16 protein-coding genes, 5 pseudogenes and 1 CRISPR repeat array are annotated in these 19,438 nt (G+C 38.7%); of the genes and pseudogenes, 14 read left to right on the top strand and 7 right to left on the bottom strand.

The features are described from left to right. The first annotated feature begins 41 nt into the window (after window positions 1-41). A pseudogene (locus KA717_08860) lies at window positions 42-566 on the top strand (transposase). Here the strand turns inward: KA717_08860 and KA717_08855 are convergent. Next, window positions 533-829 (bottom strand): helix-turn-helix domain-containing protein, encoded by a 297-nt coding sequence (locus KA717_08855; protein ID UXE62799.1) that lies wholly within the window; start codon window positions 827-829, stop codon window positions 533-535. The pseudogene KA717_08860 and the gene KA717_08855 sit on opposite strands and share 34 nt — an antisense overlap. 599 nt (window positions 830-1,428) lie before the next feature. Here KA717_08855 and KA717_08850 point away from each other — a divergent pair. Continuing rightward, on the top strand, window positions 1,429-2,508 hold the full coding sequence (locus KA717_08850) for an IS1 family transposase (GenBank protein UXE62798.1): 1,080 nt from the start codon (window positions 1,429-1,431) through the stop codon (window positions 2,506-2,508). A 563-nt stretch (window positions 2,509-3,071) separates the two neighbouring features. Here KA717_08850 and KA717_08845 read toward each other — a convergent pair. Beyond that, a complete protein-coding gene (locus KA717_08845) occupies window positions 3,072-3,389 on the bottom strand; it encodes an ISAs1 family transposase (protein UXE64601.1) in 318 nt (105 codons plus the stop codon). Window positions 3,390-3,527: 138 nt separating this feature from the next. Between KA717_08845 and KA717_08840 the strand changes: the two genes are divergently transcribed. Beyond that, window positions 3,528-4,571, top strand: coding sequence for an IS630 family transposase (locus tag KA717_08840; protein UXE62797.1), 1,044 nt, complete (start codon window positions 3,528-3,530; stop codon window positions 4,569-4,571). Here KA717_08840 and KA717_08835 read toward each other — a convergent pair. Next, on the bottom strand, window positions 4,553-5,239 hold the full coding sequence (locus KA717_08835; GenBank protein UXE62796.1) for an ISAs1 family transposase: 687 nt from the start codon (window positions 5,237-5,239) through the stop codon (window positions 4,553-4,555). The two genes, KA717_08840 and KA717_08835, sit on opposite strands and share 19 nt — an antisense overlap. A gap of 250 nt (window positions 5,240-5,489) precedes the next feature. On the opposite strand from KA717_08835, the pseudogene KA717_08830 reads away from it, so the two are divergent. After that, a pseudogene (locus KA717_08830) lies at window positions 5,490-5,879 on the top strand (ISKra4 family transposase). Window positions 5,880-6,371: 492 nt separating this feature from the next. Next, window positions 6,372-7,709, top strand: a pseudogene (locus KA717_08825) (IS5 family transposase). A 226-nt stretch (window positions 7,710-7,935) separates the two neighbouring features. On the opposite strand, the gene KA717_08820 reads toward KA717_08825, so the two are convergent. Continuing rightward, window positions 7,936-8,100, bottom strand: coding sequence for a hypothetical protein (locus KA717_08820; GenBank protein ID UXE62795.1), 165 nt, complete (start codon window positions 8,098-8,100; stop codon window positions 7,936-7,938). Between the two features lie 749 nt (window positions 8,101-8,849). Then, a pseudogene (locus tag KA717_08815) lies at window positions 8,850-10,187 on the bottom strand (IS5 family transposase). A gap of 795 nt (window positions 10,188-10,982) precedes the next feature. Between KA717_08815 and KA717_08810 the strand changes: the two are divergent. The 3 genes from KA717_08810 (at window position 10,983) to KA717_08800 (ending at window position 13,135) form a co-directional block, all read left to right on the top strand. Next, the gene (locus KA717_08810; GenBank protein UXE62794.1) at window positions 10,983-11,450 is read left to right on the top strand and encodes an ISAs1 family transposase; all 468 of its coding nucleotides are present in this window, start codon (window positions 10,983-10,985) and stop codon (window positions 11,448-11,450) included. Window positions 11,451-11,534: 84 nt separating this feature from the next. Continuing rightward, entirely contained in the window at window positions 11,535-12,491 is a 957-nt protein-coding gene (locus KA717_08805; GenBank protein UXE62793.1) for a transposase, read from the top strand. Between the two features lie 212 nt (window positions 12,492-12,703). After that, window positions 12,704-13,135, top strand: coding sequence for a helix-turn-helix domain-containing protein (locus KA717_08800; GenBank protein ID UXE62792.1), 432 nt, complete (start codon window positions 12,704-12,706; stop codon window positions 13,133-13,135). A 3-nt stretch (window positions 13,136-13,138) separates the two neighbouring features. On the opposite strand, the gene KA717_08795 is transcribed toward KA717_08800, so the two are convergent. After that, entirely contained in the window at window positions 13,139-14,566 is a 1,428-nt protein-coding gene (locus KA717_08795) for a transposase (GenBank protein ID UXE62791.1), read from the bottom strand. Between the two features lie 145 nt (window positions 14,567-14,711). Here KA717_08795 and KA717_08790 point away from each other — a divergent pair, with 145 nt between their 5' ends. Together KA717_08790 and KA717_08785 are read left to right on the top strand one after the other, a co-directional pair. Continuing rightward, window positions 14,712-14,906: a hypothetical protein gene (locus tag KA717_08790; protein ID UXE62790.1), complete on the top strand. Its 195-nt coding sequence runs from the start codon at window positions 14,712-14,714 to the stop codon at window positions 14,904-14,906. Window positions 14,907-14,976: 70 nt separating this feature from the next. Continuing rightward, window positions 14,977-15,168 carry a hypothetical protein gene (locus tag KA717_08785; GenBank protein UXE62789.1) on the top strand — a complete coding sequence of 64 codons (192 nt, stop codon included), beginning with the start codon at window positions 14,977-14,979 and terminating at the stop codon, window positions 15,166-15,168. A gap of 80 nt (window positions 15,169-15,248) precedes the next feature. Here the strand turns inward: KA717_08785 and KA717_08780 are convergent, their stop codons facing one another. Beyond that, window positions 15,249-16,403, bottom strand: coding sequence for an ISL3 family transposase (locus KA717_08780; GenBank protein ID UXE62788.1), 1,155 nt, complete (start codon window positions 16,401-16,403; stop codon window positions 15,249-15,251). 59 nt (window positions 16,404-16,462) lie between these two features. Here KA717_08780 and KA717_08775 point away from each other — a divergent pair. From KA717_08775 to gcvH, 4 genes and pseudogenes are all read left to right on the top strand, one after another. Continuing rightward, window positions 16,463-17,312 (top strand): annotated as a pseudogene (locus tag KA717_08775) (ISKra4 family transposase). Window positions 17,313-17,452: 140 nt separating this feature from the next. Then, the gene (locus tag KA717_08770) at window positions 17,453-18,046 is read left to right on the top strand and encodes a hypothetical protein (GenBank protein ID UXE62787.1); all 594 of its coding nucleotides are present in this window, start codon (window positions 17,453-17,455) and stop codon (window positions 18,044-18,046) included. 14 nt (window positions 18,047-18,060) lie between these two features. After that, window positions 18,061-18,605: a CRISPR direct-repeat array (repeat unit 37 nt; unit sequence CTTTCAATTAACAATAAACCCTATGAGGGATTGAAAC). Window positions 18,606-18,651: 46 nt separating this feature from the next. After that, window positions 18,652-18,855 (top strand): hypothetical protein, encoded by a 204-nt coding sequence (locus KA717_08765; GenBank protein ID UXE62786.1) that lies wholly within the window; start codon window positions 18,652-18,654, stop codon window positions 18,853-18,855. Between the two features lie 167 nt (window positions 18,856-19,022). Beyond that, window positions 19,023-19,418, top strand: coding sequence for a glycine cleavage system protein GcvH (gene gcvH, locus KA717_08760; GenBank protein ID UXE62785.1), 396 nt, complete (start codon window positions 19,023-19,025; stop codon window positions 19,416-19,418). Window positions 19,419-19,438: the final 20 nt, after the last annotated feature.

Raw genomic sequence — 19,438 nt, 5'->3', positions numbered from 1 at the left:
CAGAAAGGAACAATAGATTAAACAAAATCTGTATTTTGATTTGTTTCCATAAGGATAAGTTATCTATGCTTTTTCAGTCCATACTTCCCTAACCCACATTTCTTTCGTTTTTTGACTTTTTCAGCAAGCCCTATTTAACAAATGTGTTGTCTCCCGAACAACTGTCCGCCGAAGAGGTCTGTGATTTATATCGAAGACGATGGACAATCGAAGAAGCCTTTTTATTAACGAAAAGACTTTTAGGACTAGCCTATTTATGGGTAGGTAATAAGAATGGTGTCCAAATCCAGATTATTTGCACTTTGATTTTCTATACGGTCTTAAATCAATTGGTAGGGGAAGTGGCGATTGCTCTAAATCAACCGAAAGAAAAAATCTCAGTAGAGATGGTGTTTCGGAGTCTATATTATGTAGCGAAGGCTATTGCTAGAGGAGAAAAGCCTGATACAGTAACCTATCTGGCTGAACGTGCTAAGTTATTTGGTTTGGTCAAAGCTGAGAGAAAGCGACATCGAGAAAAGGCCGCTCTCAATCAACAAATTTGGGAACCCATTCCTTTAAGTTGACACGGATGATCCGTTAATCGCTCCACCACCGACAGGGGCTTGCCACTCAGCTCTAGCCAACGATTGCGCCATAGTCGGGCCATATCTCGACTGATGTTAAGGGCGCGACCAATCTCTCGATGATTCTGTCCAGCATCGGCTTGTAGAATAATCTTGGCTCTGAGGACAATTTGCTGGGAAGTACTGTGCCGATTGACCAAATGTTGCAGTTGCTCTCGCTCCAGTTCGCTTAGGTGCAGTGGCGTTGGTGCTAATCTAGGCATTGTCCTATCCTCTGTTTTAAGTTCTCCCTAAATGGTAGCTCTATTCACGCCCAAGCCTACTAGATTGTCAAGTCTGTCCCCCCAGGGCAAACGCATCTTATCCGAGTAAAACCTTAAGGAGATAGTCCTCGTCCCAACCAGCGCGTAGCCGTTTATTCTTGATACCAAGTTTCAGAGTATTTTCCCTTATTTTCCCTTATCCATCCCTCTATAATGTTCTTGTATCTGTATCATTTTTAGATGCGTTCGCCCTGAGAGAGTGCGGGGGTCAGTATAGATGGGGGAAAGATTTGTCTGCGGGGCGAGGAGAAGGAAGGGGGACAGTGGCGAGATTATAAACTGGTGAGTCTTCATGGCAATGTCTGTGAAGCCTTTTTCCAAGACCCAGAGGGCTTAACAGGGTAATCGCATATTAGTAGAGTGGAATCAAAAAAGAAATCTAGCTTAAAAATAGGTACTGGTATCGTGTGATCAAAGCTAGAAAAAGTTATGGTGTAAGAGTTTGAGAAAATAGAAAATAACTTACGACTGGACATATTCCCGTTTTTGTTATACTATTATTATTGTCATTATATTAAAGAAAGGGAAAACGGAAAGCAATGTCAACATTGAATAAAAGCTCAATTGACCTCCTAAGTGATATTGGCTTACCTCAAGAGAAAGAGGAAGCCTTATTTCAGAAAAACTGCCCTCATTGCTATAGTGAAAAAGTAAAAATACATTCTCATTACCAAACGAAAGGTAACGGGGAACGTAAAATGTTCATCTGTCAAGAATGTGGTTCTTGTTTTGCTGAGACTTATGGTAGCGTAATCGCTGGCTTAGAAACCCCATTAAGTGAAATTGTAAAAGTATTAAAAGCCAGAATGGAAGGAATAGGATTAAATGCAGCAGCCCGAGTATTCGGCTACGCAAAAACAACAATATTGAATTGGGAAAAGAAATTATCAGGATTACAAGAGACATTATTTTTATACGCCTTAGTGAATGAATTTGTTAAATTAGTAATAGAAGGGGATGAACTATACACAAAAGTTGGAAAAAATAAAGAAGCAAGTGCCTCTGAGGGGTGGACAATCGTGCTCATGGACAGGGCTAGCCGCTTTATTTGGCATTTAAAATGTGGTAAAAAAGAGCAGAAATTATTTCTAGAAGCAATGATGACGGTAGCGGAATTATTTGAAAGGAGTGCAGAATCTCTCCAGTTATTTACAGATGGAGAAAAGCGATATAGTCAACTGCTATTTAATATTTGTCACGAAGTATTAAGGACTGGGAAGCGAGGTCGTCCCACCAAAGTATTACCGAAGGGTATGGTGGTAAGATTAAAAAATAAGAGTAGTAAACGTCGAGATTCTGAGGGTAAACTAGAGAAAGTAGAAACTCCGAAAACTGAACATCCTGAGACAACAGAAAAACCAGAAGACAAGGATGTTCATGCCAACCACGTTGAGGCATTTAATAGTTCTCTACGACGCTATTTAGCCGCCTTTCGTCGTCGAACAAATACTTATGCTAAATCTGTTGTGGGATTACAGCGAGTGCTAGATATTTTCTGGATGGTTCATAACTTTGTTCGCAGCCATTTTACGACGAAAAAAGTTCCTGCGGTAGCTCTCGGTATAATTCAAAAAGGGTTAACTTGGGAGGACTTACTCCAAATTCGCCTGATTTGTTGAACCTCTTGTATTGCAACGTTTATAGCTTCTAGCTAGACGATACCAGTGCCTAAAAATAGACTATATCAAAAACTAAAAAGAGAAGAAAATCAACTTAAACTCTAAAAGATTAAGTAATTTCGCTAATTCATAATTGTTGGTGTCAATATTTTGCCAATCCTCCTATTTGGGGCTTGCTGAATAAGGATGAAATCCTTGCTAGACAATACTTTCAGGCATTTTACAAACGATCAGATGCAAGGCTATGGCATTTGGAGGCTCAAAATCCATGCACTTTGCTGGAAAAATGTGAGGTAAAACTGGAAACTGAGCTCTGAAGTCACCATTTTTCGCACCCTGTGGCATCTAGGTTCGTTTTGTGGACTTTTTCAGCAAGCCCTATTTGAAGCTAAATATACTCATGAATATCACTCCCGTGAACTAGCTGCTAAAACCTGTAGAAGAAAATTGTTGTCCATCACCGCCAAATAACGCTTCATCTTCAAGCTTTTTTGAGATGGCTCATGTTTAAGCAAATTAATACTTAAACGACGGAGCAAGCCCAAATTATCAGCCGCATTACCTTAACGCACTCGACTCGCATCCTCATTAAAAGTGACATCTAAAACCCAATGCAGACTATTTTCAATACTCCAGTGAGAACGAATCACATGGCTATGACGTTCGGCATCCGTAGGAAGACTGCTAATATAATAGCGAAACGTCTCTGTTGTTTTATGACCGAATTGAGTTTTACTTTTAACCATCACAACAGTTGCTAAACCGACCCACTGATTTTGGCGATGCAATGCGGAAAGCTGATTGATTGACACTGTCCAGACTTGACGAGTTTCTAAACGGTAATGTCCTTTTTCTGTCTTCTCATGATAACTGTATTCAATTCCTTGCCAGTTCTGAGCGACCGCTTGTTTAAACCAATCCCTAACTTGTTTATTATACTGAACACGGTCACAAGTTGCGAATTTTAAAAATAAGAGATAATATAGTAAAAATAGAAAAAGTAGTCAAGAGGCTGAGAAATGATTAAGTTAGAATTTACGGAAGAAGACAAAAGACTGTTGTCTTACGGTCGGTTTAATCACCCGCATCCTAGAGTACAGCTAAAGATGGAAGTTTTATGGTTAAAAAGTCAGGGATTATCTCATCAAAAAATTGCTCAATTCGCAGGAGTTTCAGTAAATACGGTGACAAGCTATATCCGTGATTATCAAGAGGGCGGGATAGAAAAACTAAAAGAAATAAAATTTAATCGCCCGAAAAGCGAGTTAACAGAGCATCAAGGGAAAATTGAGGCATATTTTGAGTCAAATCCACCAGCAAAAATAAATGAAGCAGTAAAAAGAATAGAAGAATTAACGGGAATAAAAAGAAGTCCAACGCAAGTCAGAAAATTTTTAAAGTCAATAGGAATGAGGTGTCTAAAGGTGGGAACATTTGCATCAAAAGCAGATGTAGAAGCTCAGGATAGCTATAGAGAAAAAGAGCTAGAACCAAGGCTAGAAGAGGCAAAAGCAGGAAAAAGGGCAGTTTTCTTTGTAGATGCCTCTCATTTTGTAATGGGAGCATTTGTAAATTTTATATGGTGCTTCAAGAGGATTTTTATTAAGTCACCATCAGGGAGAAAACGTTTTAATGTGTTAGGAGCATTAAATGCAATTACCCATGAAGTAATTATGGTAACGAACAGTTCTTATATTACGGGAACTCAGGTTTGTGAACTCCTAGAAAAGATAGCAGAATTAGGACTATTAATACCGATTACGTTGGTATTAGACAATGCTCGTTATCAAAAATGCCGAATTGTGCAGGAGTTGGCAGAATCATTAGGAATAGAGTTACTGTACTTACCTCCTTATTCTCCTAACTTGAATTTAATTGAAAGACTGTGGAAGTTTGTGAAGAAGAAGTGTTTATACGCAAAATATTATGAAGATTTTACGCAGTTTTCTGCAGCAATTTCAGGATGTCTTGAAGATGCTAACGTAAAATATAAGGAGGAGCTTGATTCTTTGCTCACCTTACGATTTCAACGCTTTGATAAATCTCAGATTATGAACGTTTGAAGTATAAGTTTGCCCTGATTTCCTTTGAGAGCCAATACATAGTCACCTTCACCTTGCTTTATTTGTTTTGCGATTTCTGTCTGCGTTCCCATTGCATCTAGGGTTACTACTGCCCCCTTGATGTTAAGTAACTTCAGTAACAAGGGGACTGCTTTTATTTCATTAGATTTACTATCTACTTTCTTTTGCGCTAACATCAGTCCCCGCTCACTACTCCACGCACTTATGCTGTGTAACGCATTTAGTCCTTTTTCCCTATCATAAGAACCTCTTTTCGTTTTTCCATCTATCTGTATCAGCTCTATGTCCATTTTCTCCGTTAGACTGCTTATCCAGCTCAGAAAACTTTTTTCTAGTTCTTCTGTTTCCAACATTCCAAATACTCTTCCAAAGGTATCGTGAGAGGGAATTCCCTTTGGTAACTCTAGAAACATTTCTAGCCATTCTCGTTTGGCTTTGCCATAGGCTTCAATTGCTACGAAGCCATCTGCCCCTGACAATACTGCCAATATTCCTATGGTGACAATTGCTGTTAAGTTATGGTCTTGCCTTCTCCCTGTTCTCGGTTCTTTTAGGCACTGAAAATGTTTCAGTATGCTTCTTTTGATAATTTTGACTTCTTTTTCTTGTTGTGGGGTTAGAACTCTTGCGCCGAAGCCTTTTGCCATCTTTGACCTCACTCACTTACTTTTTTTAAATAATAGCCTTTTCTTCTCTTAGATGACTGCTTCTTTTTTACGCTATATTTCTCTCTTTTTGTCTGTATTTTTTGTAACAAATAAGATGCGATTACCCTGAGAGGGCTTAAAGAATTGGAGCAATATTCAACCTTTGTCTCCAATAGTGACCTTTTTGGGAGATGGTCATCCCGGAATCTGGAATGCGGTAGAGAGTTTCGCCACTCAATCGTGGCTGATACGACGAGAGGTGTTGGATTGGTATCATCTCAAGGAGAATCTGTTCAAAGTGGGTGGCTCTCTCAAACGGCTAGAAGCAGTGGAGCATTTACTGTGGCGGGGTTTTGTGAACAAGGCAATAGATGCGTTTGATGGAGTCAAAAGCAAGAGGGCAAAGAATTTTCAAGCCTATTTGACGAAGCATTATCAGCGTATTCCTGATTACCAATACTATCAACAGCTTGGTATTGTGATTGGTTCTGGTGATGTGGAGTCTAAGATTAAACAGGTGGGAGCTAGGGTTAAATTGTCGGGAGCACGTTGGCATCTTCATAATGTTTCTCGTATTCTTCGGCTACGATGTGCTTATCTCAATCACTCTCCTCTTTTGAGTGTCAATGTATTATCTTAAGTGGGATGCACCCAATACCAATTGATAATTTGCTCTTTAAATCGGAGGCATTCTAACTGAACAAAGCAGCGAATGGCACAAAAGATATGAGTCCTTATCGCCCGACTTTCTCTCACTTAAAACTTCTCAATATTACACACTTGTTTTAAGGCGCGATGATACTCCTCAATTCCCCAATGTTGGTCATGAATTTTCTGGAATTCTCTCCAGGTGATTGAGTCCAGTTTATCTAAATTGGAGACGAACATCACGTAGTAACGAATTTCGTTTTTGAGAACCGTTCTAAATACCTTGACTCGTCCCACTTGTTTGAGATAAACAATTAAGCCATCTTGAGGAATATCTAAAGTTTGAATTTGAACATATTTAGGGCTTGCTGAAAAAAGCTGAAACCTTTACGGAGAAAAATAGTAGGCGAATTAAGAACCGCTAGAATGCACGAAAATAGGGTAGAATGCCTCAAAACCATTGCATTAAGAAGAGAGAAAGCAGATGTACCGAAAGCAACAGTACTCAATTGAAACACCAGAAAACTTGAAAAATCTGTTCGGCGGGCAGTTAGACGAAGAAAATCGTTGGATAGAAATGTCAAAAATGATTCCCTGGGAAGAATATGAGGAAGAATATGCAAAAAACTTCACAGAAAAAAAAGGAGCCCCAGCCAAATCATTTAGAATGGCATTAGGAGCATTAATTATCAAAGAAATTTCAGGAAAAAGTGACAGAGAAACAGTAGAACAAATAAAAGAGAACCCTTATTTACAGTACTTTATAGGAATGGAAAGCTATAGTAGCAAAGAAGCATTTAATGCGTCAATGATGGTTCATTTTCGTAAAAAAATAGGAATGGAATTAATAAATAAAATTAATAAAGAAATAGAAAAAAAAGCGACGGGTGTAGCGTCAGAAAAAAAAGAAAATGAAGGAAAGTTATTGTTAGATGCGACTTGTACACCAGCAGATATAAAATATCCAACGGATATAGGAATATTGAATGATGCCAGAGAAAAAACAGAAAAAATAATAGATAAGCTGTATGAAGAAATAAAAGAGAAAAGGAAAGAAAAGCCGAGGACTTATAGGGAAGTGGCAAGAAAAGAGTACTTAGCCATAGCAAAAAAACGTCGTGTGTCAAAAAAAGAAAGAAGAAAAGGAACCAAAAAACAACTAGGATATATAAAAAGAAACTTGTCTCATATAGAAAAAATGATAGAAGAGGGAGCAAAGTTAGAAAAACTAACGAAAAAAGAGCAAGAAGAGCTTGTAACGATAGGAAAAGTGTATGAGCAACAGTTAGAAATGTATGAAAAAAAGACAAATAAAGTAGAAAACAGAATTGTGAGTGTAAGCCAACCTCACGTGCGTCCAATAGTGCGTGGAAAAGCGGGAAAAGCAGTAGAGTTTGGAGCTAAAATATCGGCAAGTAATGTGAATGGCTTTGTCTTCTTAGACAAATTAAGTTGGGATAATTACAACGAATCGGGAGATTTACAAGCGCGAATAGAAGAATATAAAAGGGAAACAGGATGTTATCCGGAATCGGTTCATGTGGATAAAATCTATCGAACAAAAGCGAATCGAGCTTATTGTAAAGAAAGGGATATAAGAATGAGTGGTCCCCGATTGGGAAGACCGCCGAAAGAGGTGAGCAAAGAAAAAAAGAAAGAGGCACGCTCAGATGAAAGAGTGCGTAATGCCATTGAGGGTAAATTCGGACAGGGAAAGAGGAAATTTAGTCTTGGTCGAGTGATGGCCAAACTACCTGAGACCTCGGAAACGGTAATTGCGATGAACTTTTTGGTAATGAATCTTTCTACTCTACTTCAGAAGACAAAAAGTAAAAAGTTGTAGAGTCGTTTTTCTTGTGAAAAATGGTGTTAATTTTCCTCTCTTTTGTGAGGAGTGATTTGTGTTGACCTTTTTAGACAGAAAGGAACAATAGATTAAACAAAATCTGTATTTTGATTTGTTTCCATAAGGATAAGTTATCTATGCTTTTTCAGTCCATACTTCCCTAACCCACATTTCTTTCGTTTTTTGACTTTTTCAGCAAGCCCTATTTAGTTTCTAGTTCAACCGAGACTAAACGATTTGCTTCCAAAGCGAACAATCCCTGAAAGCCCTTGTCTTTAATGGTATTCAGGTTTTTCTTCGAAGCATACCAACTATCTCCTGTGGCTGTCTCTGCCTTCAGTCCCCAAGCTTTTACTTCTGCCAACATCTCTAAGAAATATTCATGTTTTGTCTTTCCCTCCTGTTTATTAACTATTCGATAATTGACAGGAACTGACAATCCCTGCCCGTCGGTCTAATATAGGGTAACCACGTTTATACCCTTGACTACCTTTTTGTGTTTACCTGAGTAAGAGTAATCGATTAACTCAGCCTTGGCTTGGTCACTATAAGGCCTGTCAATTACCGTGTCATCTACACTGAGTGTTCCGCCTTCTAGTTCAATTTGCGGAGCCACTTCATCAAATAAATCCTTGGGTGTATAGTCCTCTCGCCACAAGAACCGATTGATACCAGTAATTCTAAATTTAGGGTTTCATGACATAAAAAGCCTTATAACAAGAGGGTTGTACAATTCTTAACAATTACAGTGATCGCTGAAACGACGCAAAACCGTTCCAAATTTATTTTTGCTGGATTGATACTGTCATGAGATAAATTGCCCAGAATTTGAGCTAACCGAACACAGCTTACATATTTAGGCTCACAGAGCAAAAATAAGGTATAAATAGGGCTTGCTGAAAAAGTCAAAAAACGAAAGAAATGTGGGTTAGGGAAGTATGGACTGAAAAAGCATAGATAACTTATCCTTATGGAAACAAATCAAAATACAGATTTTGTTTAATCTATTGTTCCTTTCTGTCTAAAAAGGTCAACACAAATCACTCCTCACAAAAGAGAGGAAAATTAACACCATTTTTCACAAGAAAAACGACTCTACAACTTTTTACTTTTTGTCTTCTGAAGTAGAGTAGAAAGATTCATTACCAAAAAGTTCATCGCAATTACCGTTTCCGAGGTCTCAGGTAGTTTGGCCATCACTCGACCAAGACTAAATTTCCTCTTTCCCTGTCCGAATTTACCCTCAATGGCATTACGCACTCTTTCATCTGAGCGTGCCTCTTTCTTTTTTTCTTTGCTCACCTCTTTCGGCGGTCTTCCCAATCGGGGACCACTCATTCTTATATCCCTTTCTTTACAATAAGCTCGATTCGCTTTTGTTCGATAGATTTTATCCACATGAACCGATTCCGGATAACATCCTGTTTCCCTTTTATATTCTTCTATTCGCGCTTGTAAATCTCCCGATTCGTTGTAATTATCCCAACTTAATTTGTCTAAGAAGACAAAGCCATTCACATTACTTGCCGATATTTTAGCTCCAAACTCTACTGCTTTTCCCGCTTTTCCACGCACTATTGGACGCACGTGAGGTTGGCTTACACTCACAATTCTGTTTTCTACTTTATTTGTCTTTTTTTCATACATTTCTAACTGTTGCTCATACACTTTTCCTATCGTTACAAGCTCTTCTTGCTCTTTTTTCGTTAGTTTTTCTAACTTTGCTCCCTCTTCTATCATTTTTTCTATATCAGACAAGTTTCTTTTTATATATCCTAGTTGTTTTTTTGTTCCTTTTCTTCTTTCTTTTTTTGACACACGACGTTTTTTTGCTATGGCTAAGTACTCTTTTCTTGCCACTTCCCTATAAGTCCTCGGCTTTTCTTTCCTTTTCTCTTTTATTTCTTCATACAGCTTATCTATTATTTTTTCTGTTTTTTCTCTGGCATCATTCAATATTCCTATATCCGTTGGATATTTTATATCTGCTGGTGTACAAGTCGCATCTAACAATAACTTTCCTTCATTTTCTTTTTTTTCTGACGCTACACCCGTCGCTTTTTTTTCTATTTCTTTATTAATTTTATTTATTAATTCCATTCCTATTTTTTTACGAAAATGAACCATCATTGACGCATTAAATGCTTCTTTGCTACTATAGCTTTCCATTCCTATAAAGTACTGTAAATAAGGGTTCTCTTTTATTTGTTCTACTGTTTCTCTGTCACTTTTTCCTGAAATTTCTTTGATAATTAATGCTCCTAATGCCATTCTAAATGATTTGGCTGGGGCTCCTTTTTTTTCTGTGAAGTTTTTTGCATATTCTTCCTCATATTCTTCCCAGGGAATCATTTTTGACATTTCTATCCAACGATTTTCTTCGTCTAACTGCCCGCCGAACAGATTTTTCAAGTTTTCTGGTGTTTCAATTGAGTACTGTTGCTTTCGGTACATCTGCTTTCTCTCTTCTTAATGCAATGGTTTTGAGGCATTCTACCCTATTTTCGTGCATTCTAGCGGTTCTTAATTCGCCTACTATTTTTCTCCGTAAAGGTTTCAGCTTTTTTCAGCAAGCCCTAAATAGCCCTATTACATTTAGCAGTTGTTGGCTTAGTAATGTTTCTCATGGCTTTGTTCGGTAAAAAGAGACACCCTTATGTCAGGAAATCAAATCGGAGAGGATTTTGTCAAGAGTTCAGAGAAAATTGTATCTAAAGCTACCAAAACTAAATTATGCACATTGTAATCTTTTTGTCAATGCGTAAGTTCTGTTTCCAGCAATTCTCAGTTTTAGACACAGCAAGGCTTTTAGGGATTTAAAGAACATTTCAAAGGGGGTTTTGGGGGCAATTCTACACGTACTACTGTGCCTAAAAGCCGGAAGACTCGTAAAATGAACTTGTTAATCCCGTTGAACTTTACCCCATATTACGCGAACTAAAACCTGAAACCCTTGTTACAGCGCAAATTTAGAATTGCTGTTCTGTTTCCAGCAATTCCAAATTCAGAATGTAGCTAAAGATACAAAATCCCTGAAGTGCTTACGGTCAAGGGGTTTAATGCCAATATTTAGAATCAATGTAATGCTCTATTTAGTGATTGATCAAGTTTGTTTGCAGGTTACTGACTCTCTAAGAGACCGAGATTCGAGGTAGGGAATGCAAAAAAACTCAGAGATTAGGTCAACATCTCTTGTATCCATAAAAACAAGATCGTGTCTGTATCCTATGTTACCGTTTGAATTTGGAATTGCTGTTCTGTGAAGTTCTTAACATCAAGGGAGCCGTAGTGACCCTAGATGCAATGGGAACGCAGACAGAAATCGCAAAACAAATAAAGCAAGGTGAAGGGGACTATGTATTGGCTCTCAAAGGAAATCAGGGCAAACTTAATGAACAAGTTAGAGATTGGTTTAAACAAGCGGAGGCTCAGAACTGGCAAGGAATTGAATACAGTTATCATGAGAAGACAGAAAAAGGGCATTATCGTCTAGACAATCGTCAAGTCTGGACAGTTTCAGTCAATCAGCTTCCCCCCTTGCATCGCCAAAATCAGTGGCTCGGTTTAGCAACTGTTGTGATGGTTAAAAGTAAACCTCAATTCGGTCATAAAACAACAGAGACGTTTCGCTATTATATTAGCAGTCTTCCTACGGATGCCGAACGTCATAGCCATGTGATTCGTTCTCATTGGAGCATTGAAAACAGTCTGCATTAGACATCTCCATAATACTATAAAATCGACAAATATGCTATAATCATAGAAATTTAGACAGGAGTAACTATGCCTGAATACATCTATATGTGGGCTTATATTCAAAAACAGCCTCAAGAAACAAAGAGGTTGTTAGGAATAGAGTACCCAAAATTATTAGAGCTTATAACCTATGGCAAATTACTTAAAAAAGAATTTGAAGAAAGCAAAACCACACTGATTAAAGCAGGTGGTGGAAATAAACCGAAATTATCAGAGGAGGGGCAAATAGTTTTAATGCTAGTTTACTTAAGGCATTATCCGACCTTTCAGCTACTAGGAATAATGTTTGAAATAAGTGAATCGTCTGCCCATAATATATTCAATTATTGGCAGTCACTATTCGGAGAAAATTTACCAGCAAGTCTATTTGAACAACTAAAAAAGTTGCCAGAAGAAATAGAAAAAGTTAAAGAGGAGCTAATCCAACATGAACTAATAGTGGATGCGACCGAACAACCAGTAGAAAGACCTTTAGGGCAGGAGGCACAAAAACCATACTACTCAGGTAAACAAAAAAAGCATACCTCAAAAAGCCAAATAATCATTTGCCCAAAAATCAAGGAGATTGTGGATGTTGTGATAGGAGAAATAGGTTCAAAGAGCGATGTACAAATATTACGTCAAAGATTGGCTAAATTCCATCAAGAACAAGGCTTTCTAGGTAATAAAGCCTACGAGGGAGAATTCCAATTAACAACACCAAAAAAGAAACCAAAGGGGCGAGAATTAAGCAAAGAAGAAAAAGAAAGAAATAGTTGGTTATCGTCTCGACGAGTAGTGGTTGAACATATGATTCGATTGCTCAAAGTATTCAAAGTGATGCAAGAAAAATTTAGACTAAGAAAGGGAAGATATAAGTCATTAATCTCAACAGTATGTGGATTGGTGAGACTAAGGATAAATGCGCTGATATTAAGCATTATAAAATGTAGCGAATCAGGGCAGGTAATTGAGGTAAAGATGAGTCATTGTTTTTTGCCAGAATTGAATTTGGAGGTCTGAAAGCCCTGTAAACTCGTCTATGTACCAAGAAGTCTACTGAGTCTAGATTTAGCTACACTGCTTGCTAGACTAGGCTTTCCAGTTTTTGGAGATGTCTATTGGGTTTTAGATGTCACTTTTAATGAGGATGCTAGTAGTCTAAGGCGTAAGTTAAGATACTATTATTAGGCAACTGATAAAAAGATAAATATAGGTATATAGGAGAAAAAGTCATGCCCCGATTAGCCCCCAAAGAGTTAAAGTTGGAAGCAAAAGAACGAGAACATCTAGAAAAACTGATAAATCGTCATACAACAGAGCAGCAAATTGCCTTAAGGGCAAAAATAGTGCTTCTGGCAGATGAGGGAGAAAATAATCGAGAAACTGCTAGAAAATTAAAAATCAGCCGAAAAATGGCAAGTCAATGGAGAGAAAGATGGATAGCAGGACAGAAAAGTGAAATAGAAATAACAGAAAGAATCAAAGATGCTGAACGTAGTGGAGCACCCGCCAAGTTTAAACCCGAACAAATCTTGAAGTTGTTCAAATTAGCCTGTGATGACCCAAAGAATTATGAGCGTCCGATAAGTCACTGGACAGGACGAGAATTAGCCGAGGAATTAGTAACTGGACAGTGGGAAGTTTATGGATGGCAGAGAAGGTAATGACTATGCGGCCAAAGTAAGTCTATCAGGACTTGGAAAAGGGTCAAGTTTAGCGGCAAGGAATTTAGGCAAAAGCAGACTAGGTGGACTTTGAGGAAAAATCATTGGGGCTTGATGTTGGATGGCTAGTTGAGCAATGCGTTCACTAGGATAGCCATGGGAGGGTAGAGTCCGAAACCAGCGAGGGAAATTAGCCCAAATCCCCTGGGGTAACTCTAAGGAAAGAATTTGAAGTAAGCCGAGAACAATGACATGAAGATTAACAAAACGCTCAAAGGCTTCTACTTTGTTTAAAATCTGAGTCTGAACAGTTTGGGGATAGTCAGGGAGGATAAGATTGCTAGGCCAGGTCGGTAAAGTAGGAAGAGCCTTAAGCCAAAAACGATAGGCAAAGCCGCCCAAAAGATGGATTAATTGACGAAAAGTGACTTCAATCTTAAATCGGAGACCGTAAGCGGCAATAATCTCAGGTCCAGTCAAACAGAGGTCAGTAGAAAGCAGAATCAGTCTTTGTCCGTTGGGCAATTGGGTGAGGACAAACTTAACGAGCTGATGGGGACTATCCCAGTGGAACTCAAAGCACTGATAAGAAACGGAGACTTGTTGACCATAGAGCCAGACTTTAGCGGTGGGAAAATCCTCCACAAGAGCAAACAGGCTTTCTAGTTTTATTGAACTCCCCCAAAGCCGTGGTCGTCCTTTCCCCCTCAAGGTCGGAACGGAAGAAAAGGGAGCATATGCCACTGTAGAGCAACGCACTCGGGTGATGAGATGCAAGGCATTTTGGCGAAAACTTTTGAGCACTGCTCCACAAGCGAAGTAAGCATCCAAAATCACATAGCTTCCCGCCTCTGCGTAGGTAGTGCAAAGCTCCCCCATTTTCGTGACTAGAGTAGTCTTCTCTTTTTTGCTGCCTTTTTTCCCTTCCTTTGCCGTTGCTTTGGACTTGATGCCATCGTCTAGCCGCAACACTAAGGGCAAGGCAAAGCAGGCTTTTCCTGCTCCCACCAAAACACTCAAGGCATTGAAGTAATGCCCCCTTATCCATTCTGGCTTCGCCACATTTCCGGATTCTTGGTGTAGTCGTTTTACCCCTGGCATCTTGCGCCCTTCTTTCCCCACTTTGATTCCATCCCCCACATACACTCGTTTTTCCTTGATTCGATATAGATTTTCATGCTGACTTACCCACTTCGACCATCCCAAGGTCAGTCCTTTGACGTTAAATGCCTTGGATTCAAACCAATGTAGTGCCTGATGGTAGTAGCTCTCTGTTAACCCTAAGGCATTGACATAGCTTGTTATTGCGCTCGGTTGGCTGTTGAGCACTACTCCCCAGGCTAATAGGATAAACCATTGGTACGTTGCTTCTCGGCTAAAGGCGGGACGGAGATTCTCTAGGATTTGCTCTAGTCGCTGACATAGTTGCATAATTGATAGATAGCACTGGCTATCGATTTTCTATATCAGCCAGTTTCGGACATAACGGCACTCTTGGGTATCGCATGTCCGATTTTCTTTTCTCACTTACCCTGCTCGAGAACTTCCCACTGTCCAGTTAGTAAAGCAAGGAATAGTGGAAAGTATATCTCCTCGACAGGTAGGAAGATTATGGGAAGAAGCAGATATTAAACCCCATCAGTCAGGATACTGGCTGAATCCCCCCCCTGACCCAAATTTTGGGGAAAAAGTGAATGATATCTGCCAAGCCTATGAGAGTGCAATTTTAGGAGAGGAAAAGGGAGAAAAGACTATTTCTCTAGTAGTCTGAGGCGCAAGTTAAGATACTATTATTAGGCAACCGATAAAAAGATAAATATAGGTATATAGGAGAAAAAGTCATGCCCCGATTAGCCCCCAAAGAGTTAAAGTTGGAAGCAAAAGAACGAGAACATCTAGAAAAACTGATAAATCGTCATACAACAGAGCAGCAAATTGCCTTAAGGGCAAAAATAGTGCTTCTGGCAGATGAGGGAGAAAATAATCGAGAAATTGCTAGTAGTCTAAGGCGTAAGTTAAGATACTATTATTAGGCAACCGATAAAAAGATAGGCTCTCCCCTTGTCTGTGTGTAATGTTATGTTACGAGTTAAAGCAAGCTAACAATTTAAGCCTACGAGTTAAAGCAAGCTAACAATTTAAGCCGTAGATGCTCAAAATTAGCAAATCCATAACTTTTCCTTTTTATTAATTTAATTTTTGTATTCATCCCTTCCGTTAATCCATTAGTTGTATGGTTTTCAAAATAATTGCATATACCTGTCAAATGAGTTTTCAGCATACCCACACTTTTTTTATAGAATAGGCTCGCTGTTCTCATCCATTTTTCAAATTTTCTCCTTGCACCATTTGTCGTTCTTGAATGCTCATAAATATCTCTAATCTCTTCCTTCATTTCATACGCTATTCCTAAACAAGGATACATTTTCAATATCTCTTCTAACTCTTCTCTTTTTTCTTCTTTTAACTCTTCTTTATTTTTCCATAATAGGTATGTTAAACCCTTTTTATGGATATTCATTTTCTTTCTCAATTTATTCAATTCTTCATTTATATTTTTCATTACATGAAATCTATCATAGACGATTTTAGCATTTACAAATAACTCCTTTATTGCTGACGTAAATCCCTCCCACATATCCACACTTACTTCCTTTACATTCTCTCTAACCCTTGCTGGCTGCACCTTTAGGGCTTCTATTATCTCTTCTTTTTTGTGTCCTTTTATTACTTCTAACAATTCCTTTTTATTTATATCTATCACTGTTGTAATAAAGTCTTTTTTTCCTTTTCTATTACTAAATTCGTCTAAACTTATCTTTTCTGGTAATTCCCATTCCTTCTTTTCTGCCTGCTTTGCATACTCTTCAAATATTGATTCCAATGTTCCCCAACTTATTTCTTCTTCTTGCCTTACCTCTTCTACATTTTTCTTTTTTACTTGCTCATAAATCTTTTCTTCATAACGAATTGTATAATGTTTTCTTAGCCGCATAAAGTCCAGTCTTTCTGTTATGTATTTCTGACATTTTTCACAATGGAACTGGCGGCGGGGCACTTCCAGATATACTTTCTTTCCCAATAGGGATAAATCCCGAACCAAATTATATTCTATTTGATTTATATCTTCCAATTCTTTATGACAATTTGGACATTCCATTACTTCGTTTTTCATTTTTAATTTTAAGAACAAAGCACCATCTATTTCTCGATAGTTTACGACTGTTACCTTTGGCAAACCTAGTAGCTCATCCAAGTTTATCCACATACTCCACCTCCTACTGTGGTATTACTATTATACACTTTCCACACAGTTGGGGGAAGAGCCAAAGTATTTTGGGGGAATTGCCCATTACAGAAAAACAAGCGAAGAAATTAGAACTAAAGCCTCGAACTCAGATGAGTCCAATGTTAGAGAAGAACTGTTTGCTACTGAGTGGCGATGAGTCTTATGAAAAAGCAGCTAAGAAAATCCAATCATTGACGGGAATTGCTGTTTCTCACAGTACGCAACAACGCCTTGTACATCGCTATCATTTTGAAGAATTACCCTCTAACACAGAAGTCGAAGAAATTAGCATAGATGGTGGGAAGGTACGACTCAGAACTCCCAAGGGAGAACCCTTAATTTGGCGTGATTATAAAGGAGTCAGTTTTCATCAATTGGGGGTAGCTGCCTTTTTTCAAGATAACTCGGCTTTATTAGATTTGGTTAATTCTCAAATTTTGGCTAAGCCTTTAATTTGTTTGGGAGATGGACATGATGGTATCTGGAACTTATTTCGTGAGATAGGGACAGAAACATGAGCGAATTGAAATTTTGGACTGGTATCACTTAATTGAAAACCTCTATAAAGTTGGGGGGTCATTCCAGCGAATTGAGGAGGTCAAGTCTTTTCTTTGGACGGGTGAAGTGGATGCCGCTATCTCCTGTTTTGAGGGATGGTCAGAGCCTCAAGCTGAGAATTTTATCATTTATTTAAACAAGCATAAACATCGGATTGTCAATTATGGTTATTTGCAGGCAGAGGGCATTTCTATTGGCTCTGGCTCTGTCGAATCTCAAGTTAAACAAATTGGTCATCGTCTTAAAATTACTGGTGCGAGTTGGAATTCTGACAATGTACCACAAGTCCTTCGTCATCGCTGTTCCTATTTAAATGATTACCTTTTTTGACTCTTTCATTTACCTCATTAAGTATTTCTACTTATTGCAAAGGTGAGATGCTCCCCAGAGAATTCTGTTCAGTCACACTGGGAAAGTGGCTAGGAAAGAAGGGTCTATACTTTTGTTTGAGACAGAAAAAGACGACAAATGTGTCGGAAGATGAGCAGCTTTACCAAGAAATGAGAGCGTTGGGATTATCCCCGGGAACAAGTCTATTTTTTAACGAAGTAAACGTTACCAAAATGAAAGGATTTGGAGGATTTAATTTAGCCTGTAAATGGAAAAAGACCTACGGCGGATTTAAGACAAAAGAGCCTTGGTTTATCTTGACAAATTTAGGAAGCCTAGAGGAGGCAATTAAATCGTATCAAAAAAGATTTGGTATCGAGGAAATGTTTAGGGATTTGAAGTCTGGAGGCTATAATCTAGAGGGAACAAATCTAGAGGCAGAACGACTATCAAAGCTATTAATTGTGGCAGCGATTGCCCATACGAGTGCAATTCTACAAGGTCAAATGGTCAAGGAAAAAGGAATTCAAAAATATGTGGTCAGACCAGAATCGAAAAGAACGAGTAAACGTCGTCACAGTAGCTTTTATGTAGGTCAACACCTCCATTTGTGGCTGGGACTACGGCAGATGTATGAAAAAATAATTCAAGAGCTAATGCAAATTAGTCGTCATCGGTTGAGGGATTACATTCGAGGTCAGAGGGCTATGGAGCTTGCTATGTCTGTCTTCTAGCTATCTTGTCGCCCCAGCAGATTAACAATAAACCCTATGAGGGATTGAAACTGAACGAAGTTGGTAAGCATCAAAGATCATGACTCTTTCAATTAACAATAAACCCTATGAGAGATTGAAACGAAGCATTGAGACGGCGATCGCCTCTGGGACTTCTTTCAATTAACAATAAACCCTATGAGGGATTGAAACAATCAAATTCTCAATATTGTCAATTCCGCGATCACCTGCTTTCAATTAACAATAAACCCTATGAGGGATTGAAACTCGTTAAACCAATAAGTTTGGGTGAAGACAAATTTCTTTCAATTAACAATAAACCCTATGAGGGATTGAAACTTCAAATAGAACTCTGATAATCCGTTGGCTCATGTCACTTTCAATTAACAATAAACCCTATGAGGGATTGAAACCAGAATGTACCACGCTGAGTGTAGTGGCCATCATTTCTTTCAATTAACAATAAACCCTATGAGGGATTGAAACCAAAATTGTAGAATTGGCAATCAGGGCATTTTGATTCTTTCAATTAACAATAAACCCTATGAGGGATTGAAACTCAACCTTTTAAAATTGCTCTTTTTCTCAAAAATCCTCAACGCATTATGGCTTTGATGATGATTATGGTTGTCTCTTTATTGGTTTATACTTTGGCACAACGTCGCCTACGACTGGCTTTGGCTGCTTCCCATCAGACCATTCCTAATCAAAAAGGCATACCTACCTCTACTCCCACTCTGCGTTGGGTTTTTCAGTCTTTTCTATTTATCCGTTGGTTAGAGATTGATGGTATTCAGGCTATCCGTTAATTTGACCTCTAACCACAAACATATTCTTTCTTTTCTTGGCTCTTCCTGTCAAAAATACTACTTTATCTCTTGAACTACCTGCGGAATGTGGGATTGATTGATTGAGAGATAGCTTTTAAGCTTAGACATTGTACACTTAGCTTTGTGAAACCTTTAGAGGGTGTGACATGGAATTGGAATATCCGGATGATCTAAGATACCTCGATAGCCACGAGTACGTGCGTCTTGAGGGAGAAATCGCCACCATTGGAGTTACGGCTTTTGCCCTGGATGAACTAGGAGACATCGTTTTCCTAGAACTGCCGGAAGTGGGAGATGCCATTGAGTCAGGAGTCTCTTTTGGGAATATTGAGTCAACCAAAGCGACTAGTGAGCTTATTGCTCCTGTTACAGGTACCGTCATTGAAAGCAATATGTTGATGGTTGAGTCTCCTGAAGTCATTGCGGATGATCCCTATGGTGAAGGGTGGTTTATTAAAGTTCGGGTAGGTAATCCCGATGAGGCCTTAGTAGATACGATATCTGCCGAGGAATATCTTGCCCTGGTGACAGGGGAAACATGAGCCAATGGTTAGGGCTGGGC

The sequence above is a fragment of the Woronichinia naegeliana WA131 genome (genome assembly GCA_025370055.1).
GTDB classification, from domain to species: domain Bacteria; phylum Cyanobacteriota; class Cyanobacteriia; order Cyanobacteriales; family Microcystaceae; genus Woronichinia; species Woronichinia naegeliana.
Note: the sequence above shows the minus strand (reverse complement) of the source record. Positions and strands in the feature narration are given on the sequence as shown.